Source organism: Sulfurimonas sp., assembly GCF_041563495.1.
Classification (GTDB): Bacteria; Campylobacterota; Campylobacteria; order Campylobacterales; family Sulfurimonadaceae; genus Sulfurimonas.
Genome location: NZ_JBFFMZ010000007.1, coordinates 13,714 through 32,839, shown reverse-complemented (window position 1 = coordinate 32,839; position 19,126 = coordinate 13,714). Strand labels below are relative to the sequence as shown.

Annotated in this window: 18 protein-coding genes; 2 read left to right on the top strand and 16 right to left on the bottom strand. The window is 38.5% G+C overall.

Going from position 1 to position 19,126, the window contains the following annotated elements; translation table 11 throughout:
* Positions 1–88: 88 nt before the first annotated feature.
* The 7 genes from ABYK18_RS08425 to ABYK18_RS08395 form a co-directional block, all read right to left on the bottom strand.
* Positions 89–1,084 (bottom strand): efflux RND transporter periplasmic adaptor subunit, encoded by a 996-nt coding sequence (locus ABYK18_RS08425; protein WP_373036223.1) that lies wholly within the window; start codon positions 1,082–1,084, stop codon positions 89–91.
* Entirely contained in the window at positions 1,081–2,274 is a 1,194-nt protein-coding gene (locus tag ABYK18_RS08420; RefSeq protein WP_373036222.1) for a TolC family protein, read from the bottom strand. The genes ABYK18_RS08425 and ABYK18_RS08420 overlap by 4 nt, the downstream gene beginning before the upstream one ends.
* 9 nt (positions 2,275–2,283) lie before the next feature.
* A complete protein-coding gene (locus ABYK18_RS08415) occupies positions 2,284–2,664 on the bottom strand; it encodes a FixH family protein (RefSeq protein ID WP_373036221.1) in 381 nt (126 codons plus the stop codon).
* Positions 2,665–2,731: 67 nt separating this feature from the next.
* Positions 2,732–4,861, bottom strand: a complete 2,130-nt coding sequence (locus ABYK18_RS08410; protein ID WP_373036220.1) for a copper-translocating P-type ATPase — start codon at positions 4,859–4,861, stop codon at positions 2,732–2,734.
* A 70-nt stretch (positions 4,862–4,931) separates the two neighbouring features.
* Positions 4,932–5,117: an SHOCT domain-containing protein gene (locus ABYK18_RS08405; RefSeq protein WP_373036219.1), complete on the bottom strand. Its 186-nt coding sequence runs from the start codon at positions 5,115–5,117 to the stop codon at positions 4,932–4,934.
* Between the two features lie 29 nt (positions 5,118–5,146).
* The gene (locus tag ABYK18_RS08400) at positions 5,147–5,830 is read right to left on the bottom strand and encodes a copper resistance protein B (RefSeq protein ID WP_373036218.1); all 684 of its coding nucleotides are present in this window, start codon (positions 5,828–5,830) and stop codon (positions 5,147–5,149) included.
* A 13-nt stretch (positions 5,831–5,843) separates the two neighbouring features.
* A complete protein-coding gene (locus ABYK18_RS08395; protein WP_373036217.1) occupies positions 5,844–7,610 on the bottom strand; it encodes a copper resistance system multicopper oxidase in 1,767 nt (588 codons plus the stop codon).
* A 97-nt stretch (positions 7,611–7,707) separates the two neighbouring features.
* Between ABYK18_RS08395 and ABYK18_RS08390 the strand changes: the two genes are divergently transcribed.
* Both ABYK18_RS08390 and ABYK18_RS08385 read left to right on the top strand, forming a co-directional pair.
* Entirely contained in the window at positions 7,708–8,355 is a 648-nt protein-coding gene (locus ABYK18_RS08390; protein ID WP_373036216.1) for a response regulator transcription factor, read from the top strand.
* Positions 8,348–9,463, top strand: coding sequence for a sensor histidine kinase (locus ABYK18_RS08385; RefSeq protein ID WP_373036215.1), 1,116 nt, complete (start codon positions 8,348–8,350; stop codon positions 9,461–9,463). The genes ABYK18_RS08390 and ABYK18_RS08385 overlap by 8 nt, the downstream gene beginning before the upstream one ends.
* Before the next feature lie 26 nt (positions 9,464–9,489).
* On the opposite strand, the gene ABYK18_RS08380 is transcribed toward ABYK18_RS08385, so the two are convergent.
* The 9 genes from ABYK18_RS08380 to ABYK18_RS08340 form a co-directional block, all read right to left on the bottom strand.
* A complete protein-coding gene (locus tag ABYK18_RS08380) occupies positions 9,490–10,053 on the bottom strand; it encodes an Hsp20/alpha crystallin family protein (RefSeq protein WP_373036214.1) in 564 nt (187 codons plus the stop codon).
* A gap of 9 nt (positions 10,054–10,062) precedes the next feature.
* Positions 10,063–10,506, bottom strand: a complete 444-nt coding sequence (locus ABYK18_RS08375) for an Hsp20/alpha crystallin family protein (protein ID WP_373036213.1) — start codon at positions 10,504–10,506, stop codon at positions 10,063–10,065.
* Between the two features lie 131 nt (positions 10,507–10,637).
* Entirely contained in the window at positions 10,638–10,940 is a 303-nt protein-coding gene (locus ABYK18_RS08370; protein WP_373036212.1) for a monooxygenase, read from the bottom strand.
* Between the two features lie 70 nt (positions 10,941–11,010).
* Entirely contained in the window at positions 11,011–14,064 is a 3,054-nt protein-coding gene (locus ABYK18_RS08365) for an efflux RND transporter permease subunit (RefSeq protein WP_373036211.1), read from the bottom strand.
* 9 nt (positions 14,065–14,073) lie between these two features.
* Positions 14,074–15,156 carry an efflux RND transporter periplasmic adaptor subunit gene (locus tag ABYK18_RS08360; RefSeq protein WP_373036210.1) on the bottom strand — a complete coding sequence of 361 codons (1,083 nt, stop codon included), beginning with the start codon at positions 15,154–15,156 and terminating at the stop codon, positions 14,074–14,076.
* Positions 15,146–16,318, bottom strand: a complete 1,173-nt coding sequence (locus tag ABYK18_RS08355; RefSeq protein ID WP_373036209.1) for a TolC family protein — start codon at positions 16,316–16,318, stop codon at positions 15,146–15,148. Before ABYK18_RS08355 ends, ABYK18_RS08360 begins: the two co-directional genes overlap by 11 nt.
* Before the next feature lie 48 nt (positions 16,319–16,366).
* Positions 16,367–16,672, bottom strand: a complete 306-nt coding sequence (locus ABYK18_RS08350) for a hypothetical protein (protein ID WP_373036208.1) — start codon at positions 16,670–16,672, stop codon at positions 16,367–16,369.
* A 36-nt stretch (positions 16,673–16,708) separates the two neighbouring features.
* Positions 16,709–17,356: an HAD family hydrolase gene (locus ABYK18_RS08345; protein WP_373036207.1), complete on the bottom strand. Its 648-nt coding sequence runs from the start codon at positions 17,354–17,356 to the stop codon at positions 16,709–16,711.
* A complete protein-coding gene (locus ABYK18_RS08340) occupies positions 17,356–19,125 on the bottom strand; it encodes an ABC transporter ATP-binding protein (protein WP_373036206.1) in 1,770 nt (589 codons plus the stop codon). Before ABYK18_RS08340 ends, ABYK18_RS08345 begins: the two co-directional genes overlap by 1 nt.
* Position 19,126 lies beyond the last annotated feature (1 nt).

Here is a 19,126-nt window from a genome sequence, read left to right as displayed (position 1 = left end):
AAAAATCATTTAGTGATTTTTTGCATTATGCTTTAGCACTTAAGTGCCTCAGCGGCTAGCGTCAGATATATGGGCTTTGCTCATATATCTAGTATAACCCATTTACTTGAGCATCACTGTCCATCATAAATAGCGCATTGTTTACTACTTCATCGCCTTCATTAAGAGAGCTTTTTACTATGTATGTATCAGGGTTTAAAACTTCTACATCTATCTCCATAGGCTCATATTCTCCTTCATATTCACCTACGACAAAAACATAGAACTTGCCGTTTTTTCTCATAACGGCAGTTGAAGGAAGAGTAAGATAACTAGCTGTAAGTGCGTTCATATTTACCGTTACGTACATTCCCGGTTTTAATGCATGGTTCCTGTTATCAAGAGAGAGTCTAAGTGTGAAGCTCTCCTCTTTTTGGTCAAGTTCAGGGTAAAGATGTTCTCTTGTAGCTATGAAAGTATGTTTAATAGATGGAGTAGTCAGTGTGAAATCTTTTATATTCTTGAGTGCTTCGAGTTGGTTTTGATGTATTTTTAGTTCAACCCATACTTTGTCTAGATTCACTACTTCAAACAATACTCCTTTTGCATTAAATGCTGAGTTGTTATTAAGAGATTTTTTAAATATATAACCGTCTGCAGGAGAAAGTATAGTCGTAAAGGCAGATGTTTTTTTGCTCTTATGTATCTCCAGTATCTCACCATCGGGAATGTTTAAAAGTGAGAGCTTGGTCTTTGCACTTTCAAGCATTGTTTTGTTAGGTCTTTCTTTTGTGTAGTTGATAGTGTTAAGATAGTCATCTTTAGCTTTTAGAACTTCCGGTGAGTATACTTTTGCGAGTTTTTCACCATTGCTTACTTTTTTGTATGTCTTATCTGCGTATAAAATCTCAACAAAACCGCCAAATCTAGGACTGACATCATAGACTCTTGATTCATCGACCTTTACAAAACCAAAGCTCTTGATGCTTTTGGCATCTGAGACAAGTTTTACTTTTGTCGTTTGTACATTAAAGAGTTGTTGTACTGTTTTGTCTTTTGCATCTACTAAAGATAAAAAGAGAAGTATTGTTATTAAGAGTTTCATTGTTGTGCTCCTATGAGTGCATCTAAAGAAGCGGTAGCTCTATAGTAAGATGCGACAGCTTTTATGCTCTGCTCATCGAGTAAGAGTTTTTTTGCTAAAAGATCTATATACATAAAAAGATCAGAACCGCTTTTGATAGAAGTGTTTGTCAAATCAAACATATGCTCTATTTGAGGCATACTCTCTTTTGCTATGATAGTATAGACTCTGTATGAGTCTTGAAGTGCTGCATAGTACTCACTTATTTGAGAATCAAGTGAGTTTTTAAAGTCTGCCGCCTCGCTTTTTGTCGCAAGGAAGAGTTTTCTTGAAGCCTCTTCTTTTGAATCTTGAGTTCCATATATCGGAAGAGCAAAACCTACATTCAGATTCACGTAATCTTCAAAAGATTCACGGTAAAAGTAACCTACCTGAATAAAGGGGTCTACATTTTTTGCCAGCTCTTTTACTTTTACGTCGGCATCTGCTTCTTTTACCATTGCGACTTTGGCTTTATAAGCACTGCTCTCATCTGTTGCTTCGAGGTAGTAGGCTAAGTCATCGGGCTGTCTCATCTCCATGGAGAGCTCAACTGACTTTACATCCATAGCACTTAGGTAACCTAACTTTTTGTAAAGACCGGTCAGCTGACTTTGAAGTTTAGAGTGCTTGATCTTTAGTTGGGAGAGGGAGAGTTCGGCTGACATGATTCCCATGTGTGCCTTTGTATCACTTGTGCTGTAGGCAGTGTAGAGTTCAATGTTTTGACGGGTTAGTTTTATGTAATCATCTGTGATTTTTAGCTGTTGCTCTATTTGCCAGATGCTATAGGCTGTGAGTTTTACGGATTTTACGAGTTGCACTTTTGCATCTTCAAGCGTAAGAGAGATCTTTTGTTTTTTTGCATCTACTTTTTTTGAAGCTGCATCTCTTTTTCCAAAGTATGGAATCTTTTGTTTTAAGTTAAGTGCAGTGTACTGCATCGGCTCAATCGAGCGGTTTGAGGCATCACGCAGCTGAATGTCGCTCACACTTAGAGAAAGCTCCGGATCTGCAAAGTTTCTGCTTACTTCGTATTCGTTATCAACCGCACTCAGTCTTTTTTCGATGGCATCGAGTGAAGTGTGATTTGCTTTGGCACTCTCTATCAGGGTCGATAGAGAAGTAGCACTCAGTAGAAGAGGCAGAAACAGCAAGATGAATGCTTTCATTACTTGTCCTTAGATGTTTAGTGAAGACTTAGCTCTAATTTTTTTGCCTGTTTTTGGTGTGATGAAGATATGAACCTGCCATGTTCCGCCCATTGAGAGGTTTACATTTGCTTCATATTTTCCGCCGCCAAGGTTTTTGGCATCTGCTTCACTTTCCATGTAAGGCATACCAGGCATAGCCGGCATAAAAACTTTTACACTTACTTTAGCATCTGCAAACTTAGAATCTGCAACTGTTATGTTAAGAGTGTTGTTTCCGGTAGTAAGAGGTTTCTCTGAACTTATCACCACTTTAGTCGCTTTTGATTTTGCTACCGTCTCAAACGCCGCTGCTTGTAATAGACTGACTCCAAGAAGAGCTGCTAAAAATATCTTTGCTATTGTTTTCATGATGTATCCTTTTTTCTTTGTTTGAATAATTGTATCTGTAGTTTGTGAGGACTTTGTGAATTATTTGTTAGATCTTAATGTTTTTAAGACGCAAAGCATTCACAATTACGGAAACAGAACTGAAGCTCATGGCTGCTGCCGCAATTACCGGTGATAGGAGTATCCCAAAAAGAGGATAAAATAATCCGGCGGCAATAGGAATGCCGGCGCTGTTATAAATAAAAGCAAAAAACAGGTTTTGTCTAATGTTTTTCATAGTCTCGAGACTAAGCCTTCTTGCTTTTACTATGCCTAATAAATCACCTTTGATCAGTGTTATGCCGGCACTCTCAATGGCGACATCCGTACCTGTTCCCATAGCTATACCTACATCCGCCTGTGCCAATGCAGGGGCATCGTTTATTCCATCACCGGCCATTGCCACAACAGCACCCTCGTCTTGGAGTTTTTTGATTATGTCGGCTTTTTCATTTGGCATCACGTTTGCGTAGACTTCATCTATGCCCATTTTGGCAGCTACTTTGTTTGCGGTTATCTTATTGTCTCCGCTTAGCAGTACTATTTTTAGACCTGATTGTTTAAGAGCGTTTATTGCATTTAATGAAGTTGGTTTGATAGGGTCTTCTATTGCAAATACAGCGCAAAGGTTAAAGTCTATAGTCATCAATATAACACCTTTTCCTTCTTGACGCAGAGATTTTATCTGTCTTGAGATGTTTTTGTCAAAGAAGCATAGACTTTTTATGAATTCTTCTGAGCCCAGCACTATCTTTTTATCATCAACATCGCCTATGATACCTCTTCCGGTAATAGCTTTAAAGTTGTCAACATGTGATAAAGTCACATTTGCTTCTTTTGCATGGTGCACTATTGCTTGGGCCAAGGGATGCTCACTAACACTTTGCAGGCTTGCCGCATATTTTAGAACTTCTGATTCATCAAAACCTTCCGAGACTATGAAATCCGTTACTACGGGTTTACCCTCAGTGAGTGTTCCTGTTTTATCAACGACTAATGTCGATACTTTTTCCATGGTCTCCAAGCTCTGTGCATCTTTTATTAAAACACCCATAAGAGCTGCACGACCGGTTCCCACCATAATAGAAATAGGAGTTGCTAATCCCAAGGCACAAGGACAGGCAATGATTAAAACTGCCACGGCAGATACAACGGCATAGGCAAGTTTAGGTTCAGGACCAATTACCCACCAAGCTATAAAGGTTAAAATAGATGAAATTACAACGGCGGGCACAAAGTAGCTTGAGACTTTGTCGGCTAAGTGTTGGATTGGTGCGCGTGAGCGTTGAGCCTTTGCCACCATGTTAATAATCCCTGCAAGCATGGTGTCATTTCCGACACGTTGAGCACGCATTAGAAGTGTCCCGTTTGTGTTAAGTGTTGCTCCTATAAGAAATTCGTTGACGGATTTTTTTACAGGTATAGCTTCTCCCGTAATCATTGATTCATCAACATTGCTCTCCCCATCGGTAACCACTCCGTCGACGGGAATTTTTTCACCCGGTTTAATTCTTAAGATATCATCTATATGTATATGCTCAAGAGAGACCTCCTCTTCATTTCCGTATGTGTCTATTCTGTGAGCATGTGCAGGAGCTAGATTTAGAAGTGTTTTAATTGCATCGTTTGTTTTGTCTCTGGCTTGAAGTTCTAGCATCTGTCCCAAGAGTACCAAAGTCGTTATGACTGCGGAAGCTTCAAAATAGACGTGAACCAAACCCTCTTTTGTCTGCATAAGGGGAGGAAATATCTCAGGTACAAAAAAAGCGAATAAACTGTAAATATAAGAAGCTGCGACACCTATGGAGATAAGTGTGAACATATTCAGATTCATTGTCTGTATAGAGCGGTATCCTCTTACAAAAAAAGGCCACCCGCCCCATAGAACTACAGGAGATGAAAAGACAAAAAGAAAGAGCTGTATATTTTTAGCAGATAAAGTATCGGCCAGATATTGCGGTGCCAAATCGTTTGTCATAGATACTAAAAACAGAGGAAGCGAGATAGCAAAACTTATCCAAAATCGTTTAGTCATATCAAGCAGTTCACGGTTTTCTTCACTAATTTTGACTTCCATCGGCTCTAGTGCCATACCGCACTTCGGACAGCTACCCTGTTCTTTTTCTTTTATTTCTGGATGCATTGGGCAAGTGTATATGGTGTCTTTCTCGATACTCATGACGCACCTCCGACTCAGTTTATAGAGTAAGTTTACCAATATAGTGTGAGTCTAGTGTGAAGACATCAGATTAGAGTCCTAACTCATCTTTCATAGTTTTGTACTCATGCTCGTTTATCTCACCGTTGGCATATCTTTTATCCAGTATATCTTTAGTAGTTGTTTCGTGTTTGTTGCCTTTGGTTATCAAGTAGACAAAAGCCACTACGAAAAATAGCAGTATCAACCAAATGAAACCCATTCCAAAAGTGTGCATAACATACTCCTTTTAAATTTTTATATTTACTAGAACCATACTCTGAGTCCGGCTGTTACATATGTTTCATCAAGGTGATGAAAATCATCTGTATTTCCAAAGTTTTTGCTCCACTCAAAACCAATATACGGTGCAAATTCCCTAACAAACTCATATCTCAGTCTCGCTCCAAATGTTATGTTTGACAAACCTTTTCCTATCTCCATATCGGCTGCATCTTTTGTATAAAGTGCCGTGGATAAACTTGGTGATAAGATAAGCCTTTGGGTTAAAAGAGCCTCATACTCAGCATCAAATCTAAAACCGATATTTCCGTCATCTGAGAGTAAAAGCACAGCCCTTGTCTCAAAGAAGTACGGAGCCAGACCCTGCATGGCAATCACACCCCATGTCTTGTCTGATTCAGGTGTCTTATCATAATCTACACCAAATTGAATATCCCAGTAAGGAGCAATTGCACGACTGTAAACCAGCTGGTTTTCACTCTCTGCATTGCCATCTTCTGGTTTTTCACCTTCACTGTAGATATAAATTTTATCTAAATCATATCCTACGTAGGCATTTACATCCCAGCTTGTCTCTTTGCCGTCATTAAATCGGTATTCAAACTCATCAGCCACAAAAGTAGCCCTTAGGGGATTGTCGTTCATATCTCCAAGCAGAGATAGTGACAAGATGCCGCTTAGCAGGAACGCTCTTAATAAATTTTTCATAATACGCCTCCTTCTAAGCCACTACGACTTTTCTAAACATTCCAGCCATATGATAAATCAAATGGCAGTGATAAGCCCAAGAACCCTTCGCATCTACCGTTACACGAAAACTTATTTTTGAACCGGGTTGCACTATAATGGTATGTTTTCTTAACAGATGATTTTCATCACCCGTCTCCAAATCACTCCACATACCGTGCAGATGCATTGGATGATTCATCATAGTGTCGTTTATATAGGTTATTCTGAGTCTCTCACCGTAGTGAAATTCCAAGGGTTTTGAATCGGCATAGTTGATTCCGTTGATTGACCACATATAACGTTCCATATTCCCTGTCAAGTGAAGTATTATCTCTCTATCTGGGTATTTATCGTCCTTAGAAGAGCGTAATGATTTTAAATCTGCATAAGTGAGCACTTTTCTGCCGTTATCTCTAAGTCCTGCTCCTGGATCGTTGAGCCTGTACTGAGGGTCCTCTGCCCTCATTGTCGTATGAACACCCCATTTGACTTCCATAGGAGTAATTGGAATCTTCTTTTTCAACTTTGGAACTTCCATCGGCATCACCATTCCTCCGCCACATTTCATAGCGGTGCTTTTTTTCATGCTCGGCATCTCATCTTTCATATCAGAGTGATTCATGCTACCCATATTCATACCCATATCGCTGTGGCTTAGAATAGGAAGCGGATCCATTTGAGGGATAACAGCTTCAATGTTTTTGTCATAAGTGAGTGAGCCCACAGCGTAACCTGATCTGTCAAAGCTTTGAGCAAAGATGCTATACGCCTTGTCATCTTCCGGCTCGACTATTACATCGTAAGTCTCAGCCACTCCTATTCTAAACTCATCAACATCAACTGGCATGACATTATTCCCATCAGCTGCGACGACTTTCATCTTCAGTCCAGGTATCTGAACGTCAAAAAATGTCATAGCCGAACTGTTTATAAAACGAAGTCTGATTTTTTCACCTTTTTTAAAGAGTGCTTTGAAGTTTGATGCAGGATTGTATCCGTTCATCAAGTATGTGTATGTGTATCCCGTAACGTCAGATAAGTCACGGTCGGTCATTGCCATTTCATTCCACATCTTACGTTCATTAAAAGCGTTAAAAAAACCTTTCTCTTTTACTTCTGAAAAAAAATCACCGACGGTTCTTTGTTTGAAGTTATAGTAATCACCCATAATTTTTAGTTTTCTGTATATATTGCTTGGTTTCTCATCCGACCAGTCAGATAGTCCAACTACATAATCCCGATCAAATTCGTAGGGATCCGGCTCAATCGGGTCGATGACTATTGCTCCGTAGACTCCCGTTTGTTCCTGAAAACCAGAATGGCTGTGATACCAATATGTTCCGCTTTGCTGAATTTTAAATTTGTATGTAAAAGTCTCTCCAGGTTTTATGCCATCAAAACTTATATTTGGAACACCATCCATATGAGTCGGTAAAATAATACCGTGCCAATGGATGGAAGAGTCTTCTTTTAGATGGTTTGTAACGTGAATGGTCACATCCTGACCCTCTTTAAACCTTAGAGTCGGACCGGAGAGTTGTCCGTTTACGGTCGTTGCCATAGCAGGTTTTCCGGTGATGTTTACCGGGGTAGAAGCAATATTCAGGAAAAATTCATCACCGCTTAAAACACGTGATTTGTCAAAATCTTGAGGTGTCTCTTTAGCGGACAAATCCACAATACCAGAAGCGGCTACAGATGCCAAGGCTACACCTTTTACAAATTGGCGTCTGTTGAAATTTGAAGCATGTTCAGTCATTACGTACTCCTTAGAGTCATATTGCAAGAGTATAATCAATGTTTGTGAGAAGAATGTGAAGAGTATTTAAAAATTATCTTGTGTGATATAATACTTCATGAAAATTTTACTACTTGAAGATGATACGGTTTTAGCAGATATCCTGGTCGATTTTTTACAAGAAGAGTACAGTGTGACGCACACATACAGTATGAAAAAAGCTCTTGCTCTTAGCGAAAAGATATCTTACGACTTGTATATATTTGACATAAATGTGCCAGATGGCGACGGCATATCGCTTTTAAAAGAACTTAGAGGTTTCAGTGATGAGACGCCTACTATATTTATAACCGCTTTTCATGATACCAAGTACTTAAAGAGTGCCTTTGAATCTGGTGCAAATGATTTCATAAAAAAACCATTTGACCTGGAAGAACTGGCTCAGCGCATAGAAAATATCAAAAGGCACTTCGGACTAAAAGAGTTTGTGCAAATAAGTCCTGAGATAGAGTTTGATACTCAAAAACATATGCTTAAGACTAAAGAAAAAACACAGCATCTAAGCAATAAAGAGAGTGCAGTTTTGCATTATCTGTATAAAAACCGTCATCGTGTGGTAAGTGCGGATGAGATGCTCCAAAACCTTTGGGAGTATGATGAGATGCCATCGTCCGATACGATAAGAACACTAATAAAAGAACTCAGAAAACATCTTGGCAAAGAGCATATTGTGAATGTAAGAGGCGAAGGATACCGATTTGAATAGTTTGGAAAAAAAATCTTTTTACTCATTTTTAGCTCTTTACCTGGGTTCATCTCTTTTCTTTGTGGCTCTGTCTGGATACTGGTATTTTTATGCGCAAAAAAACTCACTTGAGAATACGACTTATTATAAGCTTCAACACTTGGCAGACAGTATTTCAAGCCTTGTGATAAATGCGCATATGACTTCGAGCGCTTTGATCCTTCCAAAGACGGAAAAAGGGTATGACTATTTACTTGTTCCGACTAAAGAGCACAAAGTCTATGAAAAGAATTATTTTGAAAAAGACGGTTTTAAAGTGCTTGTCTCATCAGCTCCACAGGAACACCTTGCTATAGAGTATGTGGTAGTAAAAACAGATGAGTATCATAAAAAATTAAAAGCACTCAAAGAGAAAGTTTTTATTACTCTGACTTTTGTCTTTGCAGTCATCGTAATTATATCTTGGATACTTTCACGTCTTTTTATGAAACCTATTCATCAAAAAGTCACAGAGATAGAATCATTTATACAAGATATATCTCATGAACTCAACACACCCATAACGGCTCTTGGGATGAGTACGAAAAGAGCAATGCAAAAAAAGGTGTATGACGAGAAGATACTGAGAAATATTTCCATATCTACAAAGCAGCTCTACAGCATCTATCAGTCGCTTGCCTACTTGAACTTCAGTGAAGCCAAGCAAGAGTACAAGTTAGTGAGCCTGAAACCGATTTTAGTCGCAAGTATCGAGTACTATTCAGAACTAAGTCATGCAAAAAACATAAAGATAGAAGCGGATATGCAAGATGCAACTTTGATAAGCGTAGATGCAAGAGTAGAACTGCTTTTCTCGAACCTTATCTCAAATGCCATAAAATACTCTATGCCCGATACAACAATAAAAATAAAACTAAAAAACAACTTCTTTAGCATTGAAGATGAAGGTATAGGAATGGAGAAAGAAAAGCTTGATGAGATATTTGAACTATATAAAAGAGGTTCCAATATTGCAGGCGGTTTTGGAGTGGGGCTAAACATCGTAAAACAGATATGCGACGAGTTTAAGATAGAGATTCTTGTAAGTTCTGAGCCTGGCATCGGAAGCAGGTTCGAGCTTACTTGGTAGATTTCATGCGGTGAAAAACCGCATGATTATTTTTTTGGGATGGTAATAGTCAAGACTCCGTCTTTATAGTCAGTTCTCATCTTCGAGGTATCCGCATCCATTGGAAGAGTGATACTTCTTTGAAATTTGTTTATGTATCTCTCTTTTCTCATAAACGAGCTTGAGTTATCCTCTGTCATCTTGTCAACTTGAGCTTTGACTGTAAGCATATTGTCCTCAATAATTGTCTTTATGCTACTGTTGTTAACTCCTGGAACGTCCATTTTAATAATATATTCTTTACTCGTTTGTGTCATATCCACCAAGGGTCTATGAAAAAAATCATCACCAAAGGCATCTTTAAAATGTTCATCATCAAAAAATCTGGAGTTGAATTTACTGAAGATTCTCTCAAACTCCATCTGCATTTCTTGAAACTCTTTAAAATGGTCATGATAATGAGAGTGTAGTCGTCTTTCTTTTGTTTTAGAAAGATTCTCATCATCAGAGTTTTTAAGACCAAAAGTCATATGCGCCTGAGTTGCTATAGCAAAGATAGCAACTATCAAAACGGCTATAAATATTTTTATAGATTTGATTGAAGAATTCATAATAAACTCCTACTTAATCTCTATGCTTTTAACCTTTTTCTCTTTTTCCTTGATTTTTGGTAGAACAATCTCTAAAACCCCGTCAGCCGATGAAGCATCTATGTTTTCAACATCTACATTATCAGGGATAGTGAAGTTTCTTTGAAACTTCCCAAAAGATGTTTCCACTTTATAATAATCTTCTTCTTTGACTTCATTTTTGAAATTTCTCTCACCGGATATTTTTAGTGTATTCTCTTCTATATCTATCTTTATGTCTTCTTTTGAGACTCCGGGTAAATCAATATCAATATGGTATGCAAACTCACCCTCACGAGTATTAACCTCAGGTGTAAAACCAGATATAGATGACTCACGGTCTACATCAACACTTGGGAACGAATGACTTAAATTATAAAACCTTCTATTTAGTTCTCTTAAGTCTTTAAACGGGTCAAATCTAGTAATTAACATAAGGAATCTCCTAAATATAAAATTAGTAGTACTTGATAGTCTTAATAGACATAACCTTGACAGTCCTGCTATCAAGTTCTACATATAAAATTTTAAATCAAAAAAAATAAAAAAATGTTTAAAAAGTAGAATTAAATTGTGGCTTTTGAGAGAGTGCTAAGCTCTTCATTGATAGTGAAAACTTTTCCTCTTATGTCTGTATAACCGAAAGCTTCAAGTCTTTTTGTATGCATGTCCAAGTATCTCAAAGCATCGTCTTTATTGTCAAACACATAGATGCCGCCGGCTTCTTTTGTTTCTTCGTTTTCTGTCCATAGTTTATAAACCAGACCTTTTTCTTTTGCGATATCTTTGGCCAAATCACTCATCATCTGAGTAAGTTCATCACCAAAAGGTCCTTGGTGCGGAAAGTCTACTTGTAAAAGAAATTTCATATTTTTGCTCCAATATATTTTTTAAAAAGTATATATCATCCATGCTTAGAGCATGGGTGTAAAAAAGAGATTAATCTTTTTTTCTATACATTAAATAATAACCTGCAGGCAGAACAAGAAGCGTTAATATTGTTGAGCTGATGATTCCGCCTGTTATGACAACTGATAGCGGGTACTGTATCTCACTTCCTACACCGCTGGCATAAAGAAGCGGCAGTATCCCAAAGAGTGTTGTAAATGCCGTCATAAGAACAGGTCTAAGACGAAGCAGGGCTGCATCTTTTAAAAGCAGTTTTAAATCAACATCGGGAAACTTGATGCGAAGCTGGTCAATAAAGCTGACTAAAACGATACCGTTTAAAATAGCTATGGCAAAAATGGCTAAAAAGCCGATGATTGCCGAGACTGAGAGATAGATGCCACTCACTACCAGAGCGATAATCCCTCCTATGAAACCAAAAGGTACGTTTATAAGAATCAACATCGCTTTTGAGATAGAGTTAAAAGCAGTATATAACAGAAGGATAACTAAAAGAATAGTTATCGGTATGATGACCATCAATTTGTCCGTGGCTTCTTGCATATTTTTAAAGTCACCCGCCCAACCGATGTAGTAACCTGTGGGCATCTCTATTTTTTCTTGGATAAGTTTGTTTGCTTCTTTTACAAACGAGGCAACATCACGTCCGTCCACTTCCATAGAGAGAACCATGTAACGGCTTAGATTTTCACGCTTGATAAATGAAGCACCGTGTTTGATGCTGATATCACAAATCTGCCCCAGTGTAACCAGTGAGCCGTTATGTGAGCGAAGAGTCACATCTTTTAGTGTCTGGATATCTTTTTTTGCATCTTTTATCTTTGCAACGATTGGGAACCTTCGGATTCCTTCTATCTTCTGCGTGACTTCTTCTTCTCCGATACCGTTACGGATAACCTGCATCACTTCGTCTACACTAATGCCGTAACGAGAAAGAGCTAAGTAGTCAGGCTCTATCTTTATCTGAGCTTGTCCGAGTTGAGTCTCGACTTCCATCCTATCAAGCCCCTTAACATCACCTATGGCATCTTGAATAGCTTTAGAGATGCTCTCTAGTTTTTTTTGATCGTCACCGTATATCTTTATAGCAAGTTCGGCTTTTACACCTTCTAAAAGTTCTTCTATCCTCATAGCGATAGGTTGTGTAGGGACAAACGCAACATGCTCGAACGAGTGTTGTAAATCTTCATTCATCTTGTGAGTCAGTGCAGGCAGATCTTTGACGCCATCTTTTAGAGTCAGCAGAACTTCCATGTAGTTGGCTTGTGCTGTCTCGCCTTTTTCACTTCTTCCTATCATAGACAAAACTGAGCTGACTTCGTTTGGATAGTTTTTGAGTATATGCTTTTCTATCTCAGATGCACTCTCAAGAGATTGGGAGAGTGCCGTTCCCGGTATGGAGATGACTCTGTACATAATTGACTCTTCATTCAACTCAGGCATAAACTCACGACCCTGCTGAGATAGAACAATCACAAGAGCTAAAAATAAAATAGTTACAGATGCTAAAAGCTTTTTAGCATTTGAGAGGGAAAATATGAGTAACGGTGCGTAAGTCTTTTTAATTCCGTTCATAAGTGCGTTATTGGCATTTTTTGTGGGTTTTAGCATGAAAAATGATAAAACAGGAACTAAAACAAGAGCTACAAAAAGTGAGCCAAGCATTACAAAGACAATATTAAGTGCCATCGGAGAGTATAATTTCCCGGCAAGCCCGTCAAGTGAAAGAAGCGGGATAAATACTCCAACAATTATTAAAACCGCAAAAGTAATAGGTTTGGCAACTTCTTTTGCAGAGTCTGCAATAATCTTTAGTTTAGAGTCACCCTCTTCATCGTGTAATTTTCTAAAAGTGTTTTCAACTACCACTATTGTGCCGTCTACTATCATTCCCACGGCTATTGCGAGTCCGCTTAGACTCATCAGATTTGCTGAAAGGTTGTAGTAGTCCATAAGTAAAAAAGCTATGAGCAGAGATATCGGTAGAGATAGGATTACTATAAATGCAGAACGCAGTTCAAATAAAAACAGAAACAGTACAAATGCAACTAAGACTACACCGCTTAAAAGTGCCGATGTCATAGTACTTACTGCTTTGTGAGTTATCTCAGTCCTGTCATAAATTGCCTCAACACTAACACCTTTTGGAAGTGCAGAGTTAACTGTAGGGAGTTTTTCTTTTATGTGCTGAACGACTTTTGCGGCATTGGTCGCAGTTCGTTGAAGAACCATTCCCATTACCGCTTCACCTCCGTCTATGCTTACAGCTCCAAAACGTGGCATCGAGCCAGTCTCAACTGTTGCTACATCACCGATGGTCACCGCTTGACCTTCACCTGACTTTATAACAGAGTTTCTGATATCATCAAGAGATTTGTAAAGACCTGCTCCACGGATGAGATACTGTTCTCTGTTAAACTCTAGGTATTGTCCTCCGGCGGCTTGATTGCTCTTAGCAAGTGCGGTGATTATATCTTCGTAAGTGATGCCGATGTTTTGGAGTTTTTTAGTGTCGATAAGTACATTGTACTGTTTTTCTTCTCCTCCCCAGCCGATAACTTCTTCAACTCCGCTGACACTCTTTAGAAGTGGTGTTACTATGTAGTCTTGCATCTCCCGCAGTTCTTTTAAAGAGAGTTTTCCCGTAGTATCTTTGAGCCTATACCAAAAGACTTGTCCCAAGCCTGTAGTGTTTGGACCAAGCTCCGGTTTTCCCCAGCCGTTTGGAATGTTTACAGTGCCAAGTCTCTCACTGACAAGCTGACGAAGAAAGTATATGTCCATGTCGTCTTCAAAGAAAACAGAGACATATGATAAGCCAAAGATTGAGTTTGACATTATCATCTTTACTCCCGCCATTCCTGAGAGTGCCGACTCTATGGGGTAAGTTATGAGTTTTTCTATATCTTGGGCAGAGTTTCCTTTGCTCTCGGTATAGACAACGACCTGTTTAGGGGTAATGTCGGGAAATGCATCTACGGGTATATTTTGGTAGGCTCTAAAACCAAGGGCACTTATGGCAATGAAGAGTGTGAGTACTAAAAGTTTGTATTTTAAAGAGATATCAATGATTTGATTTAACATAATATCTTCCTAGTGACCGTGTTCGCCGAGAGATGATTTAAGCAGTTGTGATTTCACATAGTAACTTTTGCCACTAACGTATTGCTCATCCAACTCTAAACCTTCAACTGCCGCAAACTTTTCGTCCTGAGCTACTATGTTTACAACACGTGCTTCATATGACGCTTCATGCTCATCATGAGCTTCTTCTTCGTGATGTTCATCCTCTTTTGGAACAAACACAACCCATTCGTTATTGAAAAACGATAGAGCAGATTTCTCTACTGCCACGTATTCTTTAGTTGAGTTAAAGTAGAGTGTAGCACTTGTGTAAGCGTTTAGATAGAGATTGTCCGTAATCTCATCAATACTTGAGAGTAGAACTATTCTTTGGGTCTTTTCATCTACATTTGGAAGTATTTGAGTTACGTTCGTGACGATGCTTTTAGCATTTGTCTCTATGACTATCTTCTGTCCTATCTTAACCTTGGATGCATACTTTAGCGGCAAGAAAGATTTCAGGTAAAATGCTTGGCTTTTTGTAATAGAGATGATGTGAGTATCTTCTTTTATGCTAGAGTGCAGAGGTTGAAGTATCTCTGATACAACACCGTCACTGTGGGCGTAAAGTATGAAGTTTGAAGAGGCGCTTTTTAATCCATCTGTGTCAACTCCCAAAGTATTAAGTTGAGATTTAAGTGATGTCAGTTTTGCCGAGATTTCATCTCTTTTGATGCTTTGGGCATTCAACTCTTGCATCGAAGTCATACCTTTTTCATATAGGCTTTTTGAGGCTTGGTAGTTTTTCTCCTGCGCTTGAAGCTGTTTTTTTTGGGAGATAAAGTTTGCTGTCATATTTGAGAGCATTATTGATTCTATGAGAACGATTTTATCTCCTTTTTTAACACTTTGACCTACTTTTACGTAGTACTCTTCTATGTGACCGCCGACAAGCGACATGATAGATTGCGAAGCATTTGAGAGCTGGACTATCTGTGCATTTAGTTCCACCGACTTTGAAAATGCTCTTTGCTTGGCATGTTTAGTCGGTATCTCCACTGCAAAAAGTGTTAGTGTCAGTATAGTTGTCAGTAATAATATTTTACTTATCATTGTAAGCTCCTGCCTCGTAGTTTGTTGTGATAATGCTTCTATTTAATGCAGTCTCGATTTTTATGAGAGACTCTTTTGTTTTAATAACTTTGTTTTTGATATTTTGAAGTTCAAGCAGGTTTATACTTGCTATTTTGTATCCGTCTTCAAACATTTTTAAAAGTTTTGTCTGAGTCTTTAGCGTCTCTTCATTTTTTGCTTTTAAAAGAAGTAACAGCTCTCTTTGTTTTTTTAGTTTGATATTTTCTATGGATATCTTTGCCTTTTCATTTTCTATGAGAAGTTCTGTTTTATCTGCTTCAAGTTTAGCTATTTGCATCTCTTCATGCGAAGTATTAAACAAAGCAAGAGGAATGGAAGCTCCGACTCTCATGATGTTTTGATCTGGCTCATTTTCAAACTCGGCTGTTATGTCTATCCACTTGACGCTGTTTGAGTTTACCTGCGTATTTGCTTTTGCTTCTTCTTTATAACTTTTGAGATAGTTTATGTTTGGATTTTCGTACGAGAGAGCATCTGAGGCTAGTTTAAACTCATGTCTGAAATCAAGTTCTATCTCATTTGCTATACCCGCAAACTTTAAAAGGTTGAAGTATGTTTCTTGGATGTTAAGATTCAGTGTCTGTGTCTTTATCTCCGCCATCTCGTAATCGACCTGGGCTTGAAGCATTACTCCTTTTGAGATAGTCCCGGCTATGTTTCTTTGGTTTGATATTTCATAGATGTTTTTTGCAATACTAAGCTCTTCACTTCCAAGCTCGAGTTGTTTTTTCTGGTTTGCATACTCAGTATAAAGAAGTGATATGTCACGAATAAATTCCGAGTAAGAGAGCGAGTAGCGAGATGCAGCTTTTTTTAGAGTTGCATCTGCAAAAGCTTTTGCAATTTTACCCATTCCCCACACTCTTAAAGGCTGAGTAAGGGCAGCCCTATAACCGTTGTCGTCTTTGGAGTTGTCCGGTCTGAACTCTGAGTACTCTAACTCAAGAGTAGGATTTTTGTATCTGGTGATGATGGAGCCCTCTTCGCGTGCTTGCGAAATACTTAAGTCTGCTGACTTTAAGTAAGGACTGTTTTTTAGTGCGTTGTCTAAAAAGGTATCAAAATCCTGTGCAAATAGTGATGCCGAGATTAGAACAACTGCAGATAATATTTTTATCATTATTGTTCCTGTAATAATTTTATTGTTTGTATTTAATTGCGTTACAGGTTAGGAAACAGGGGGCTTGTAAAGTTCCAGATGGGTTTTGAAGTTGTATGTCTCTTTATCGGTTTTATTTGCAGTAGATCTAAAGTCTATATCCGGTAGAACCAGGTTTTGAGAGAGCAGAAATGATTGATGATACTCAAAGTGAATATCGCAAAGGTCTTCATGAGATGTCGGGGTGTCAAACTCGCTTACATATTCGTGTACACTTGTATGGTAAGTGTCAAAGGCAGCATAAACATACTCATGTACAATAGAAAAACTGATTACAAAAAGTAGTGTTAAAGTTATTAAGCTTTTAAATCTCATGCGAAGAGTATATCCCAGAAAAGTTAAAATGAACTTTTAGGTGACATTTTTTAGCAGTTTTGGCAGGTCGGAAAACTTCTTTATATGGTAAGTGGCTTTTGAAAAGTCATGCGTAAGTGTAAACTCATTTTCAACTATGGCACACTCTATCTGGGCATTTACGGCAGAGCTTAGACCTCTTTGTGAGTCTTCTATGACCAGACACTCATCTCTTGTGGCACCAAACTTTTTCATACCCGCTAAGTAAGGGTCTGGATGTGGTTTTGCGCGAGGGTATTCTTCTACGCAAAGAGAGAAGTCCATAAACTTTATGATGTCTCTGTCGTTATGAATAAGGTCAAAATCTACTCTTCTTGAAGTAGTGATGATTCCCATCTTGTACTCTTTTTTTAACTCTTCAAGCGTATCTGCAACGCCGTCTATCTCGATGTGTTCACTTCTTATAAACTCTCTGTAGTAGATATCTCTTTTTGCTCTTTGAGCATCTATGATAGACTGAGAAATATCCTGAGCCTTGGCAACTTCCCAAGCAGTTCCGCCTCTTGCCATTATCTCCATATAGACATCAAAAGTCAGTTCTATATCTATCTCTGCCAATGCTTTTACATTCGCTTCGTAGTACCAGTTTTCAGTTTCGACTAAAACGCCATCGTTGTCAAATAGAAGAAATTTTTTACGACTCATTAGAGTAGCTGCTTCTTTACAAATTCCATATAGTGTCCCTCTTCTGCTTCGAGCTCTTCATGAGTTCCGTGTTGAACGATTTTCCCTGCATCTAAGACGTAGATGACATCAGCATTTTTAACAGTGCTAAGCCTGTGTGCGATGGTGATGACGGTTTTGTCTTTTAGAAGCGGTGCTATGGTAGTTTGCAGTTTTGCTTCAGTGTGAACATCAAGAGCTGAGGTGGACTCGTCAAAGATTACTACGCTTGGATCAGCGATAATCATCCTTGCGATGCTAAGACGTTGCCTCTGACCGCCTGAGAGTCTGATGCCGTGACGGCCTACAATGGTGTCAAGACCTTCTTGCATTTGCTCTATCATATCACGTAGTTGAGCTGTTTGTAGAGCTTTATAAATATCATCATCGCTTATACTCTCATCACCCATAGTTATATTAAACCTCAGAGTAGAGTTAAAAAGTATCGGCATCTGAAGCACTAAAAATATCCTCTCTCTCAGTGAGCTTTTGTCTATCTCTTCTATGTCAATTCCGTTGTATCTTAGTGAACCGCTGTTTTTTGCGTAGAAGCCTGAGATGACTTGAGCCAGAGTTGTTTTCCCGCTTCCGCTCGCACCGATAAGTGCTATCTTGCTTCCCGCATCTATGTTTATTGAGATGTCTTGAAGTATAGGTTTTTCGTTTGAGTAGGAAAAATCGAGATTTTCTAAAGAGATATGCAGTTTTTCAGACTCTATCTTTTTGTTTCCGCTCTTCTCAGTTTTTAGAGTAAGGATTTTGTTTATCCTTTTTATGGCGCTCATGGCAGATGCATAGCTGTATTGCATAGACAGAATGTCTTGAACGGGAGTCATGATAAACCAGATATAGCCAAACATCGCAAACATCATACCGATGCTGAGGTCACTGTATGCAACCAGAACAAGTCCGGAAGCACGGATGATTTCAAACATCGTCAAGAAGATGGTGTAAGAGAGTTTTTCGTAAGCGACACTTTTGTATCCGTACTCGTTTGAAGTCGTTTGAACTTTTTTAGCATGAGAGACTGCTTCACTAAAAAAGTAGTCCTCTTTGTTGGATGCTTTTATCTGCCCGTAAAGGTCTAGGGTTTCTCCTATGTTGTCTTGAAACTTCTCTATGGCACTGTTTTCTTCTTTTTTCAGATTGCCGACGATAGATGCCATCTTTTTACTCATAAGCATAATAAGAGGCTGGATAATCAGAATCAAGATGCCTAAAACAGGGTCGATTACAATCATCACAATAGCAACGGCGACAAGAGTTAAAATAGAAGATACAAACTTACTTACGCTTGTGATGATGAAGTTATCAAGTGTGTTTACATCGGTTACAAGGTTTGACGTTATTGCACCTGAGCCAAGTGTCTCATACTCGTTCATAGATGCAATCTTTAGATGCTCGATAAGGCGTTTACGAATCATAAAGGTAACGTGCTTGGATATTTTTGTAAAGATTTTAGTGATAATCACACCAAGAAAGTAGTAGATAAACCGCAGTAAAATAACCACGACAGTCACGATGGCTATGTAGTAAAATGCAGTTGTGCCGCCTATAAAGAAGTTAATAGCATCTACAAAATGAGCAGGCTTGTCTAAAAGAATCTCATCTACCATTATCGGCAGCATTAGCGGAATGGGCACACTTACAAGAATTGCAATCAGAGTAATTATCTGACCGTAAATAAGCGCAGGTTTTTTTTCTAAAATAAGATTATAGATAGTTTTTAAAGTTATCGGTTTGTTATTCATC

Excerpts from the sequence above, each read along its gene's own strand:
- ABYK18_RS08425 (WP_373036223.1), bottom strand. The coding sequence starts at position 1,084 with ATGAAACTCTTAATAACAATACTTCTCTTTTTATCTTTAGTAGATGCA.
- ABYK18_RS08420 (WP_373036222.1), bottom strand. The coding sequence starts at position 2,274 with ATGAAAGCATTCATCTTGCTGTTTCTGCCTCTTCTACTGAGTGCTACT.
- ABYK18_RS08415 (WP_373036221.1), bottom strand. The coding sequence starts at position 2,664 with ATGAAAACAATAGCAAAGATATTTTTAGCAGCTCTTCTTGGAGTCAGT.
- ABYK18_RS08410 (WP_373036220.1), bottom strand. The coding sequence starts at position 4,861 with ATGAGTATCGAGAAAGACACCATATACACTTGCCCAATGCATCCAGAA.
- ABYK18_RS08405 (WP_373036219.1), bottom strand. The coding sequence starts at position 5,117 with ATGCACACTTTTGGAATGGGTTTCATTTGGTTGATACTGCTATTTTTC.
- ABYK18_RS08400 (WP_373036218.1), bottom strand. The coding sequence starts at position 5,830 with ATGAAAAATTTATTAAGAGCGTTCCTGCTAAGCGGCATCTTGTCACTA.
- ABYK18_RS08395 (WP_373036217.1), bottom strand. The coding sequence starts at position 7,610 with ATGACTGAACATGCTTCAAATTTCAACAGACGCCAATTTGTAAAAGGT.
- ABYK18_RS08390 (WP_373036216.1), top strand. The coding sequence starts at position 7,708 with ATGAAAATTTTACTACTTGAAGATGATACGGTTTTAGCAGATATCCTG.
- ABYK18_RS08380 (WP_373036214.1), bottom strand. The coding sequence starts at position 10,053 with ATGAATTCTTCAATCAAATCTATAAAAATATTTATAGCCGTTTTGATA.
- ABYK18_RS08375 (WP_373036213.1), bottom strand. The coding sequence starts at position 10,506 with ATGTTAATTACTAGATTTGACCCGTTTAAAGACTTAAGAGAACTAAAT.
- ABYK18_RS08370 (WP_373036212.1), bottom strand. The coding sequence starts at position 10,940 with ATGAAATTTCTTTTACAAGTAGACTTTCCGCACCAAGGACCTTTTGGT.
- ABYK18_RS08365 (WP_373036211.1), bottom strand. The coding sequence starts at position 14,064 with ATGTTAAATCAAATCATTGATATCTCTTTAAAATACAAACTTTTAGTA.
- ABYK18_RS08360 (WP_373036210.1), bottom strand. The coding sequence starts at position 15,156 with ATGATAAGTAAAATATTATTACTGACAACTATACTGACACTAACACTT.
- ABYK18_RS08355 (WP_373036209.1), bottom strand. The coding sequence starts at position 16,318 with ATGATAAAAATATTATCTGCAGTTGTTCTAATCTCGGCATCACTATTT.
- ABYK18_RS08350 (WP_373036208.1), bottom strand. The coding sequence starts at position 16,672 with ATGAGATTTAAAAGCTTAATAACTTTAACACTACTTTTTGTAATCAGT.
- ABYK18_RS08345 (WP_373036207.1), bottom strand. The coding sequence starts at position 17,356 with ATGAGTCGTAAAAAATTTCTTCTATTTGACAACGATGGCGTTTTAGTC.
- ABYK18_RS08340 (WP_373036206.1), bottom strand. The coding sequence starts at position 19,125 with ATGAATAACAAACCGATAACTTTAAAAACTATCTATAATCTTATTTTA.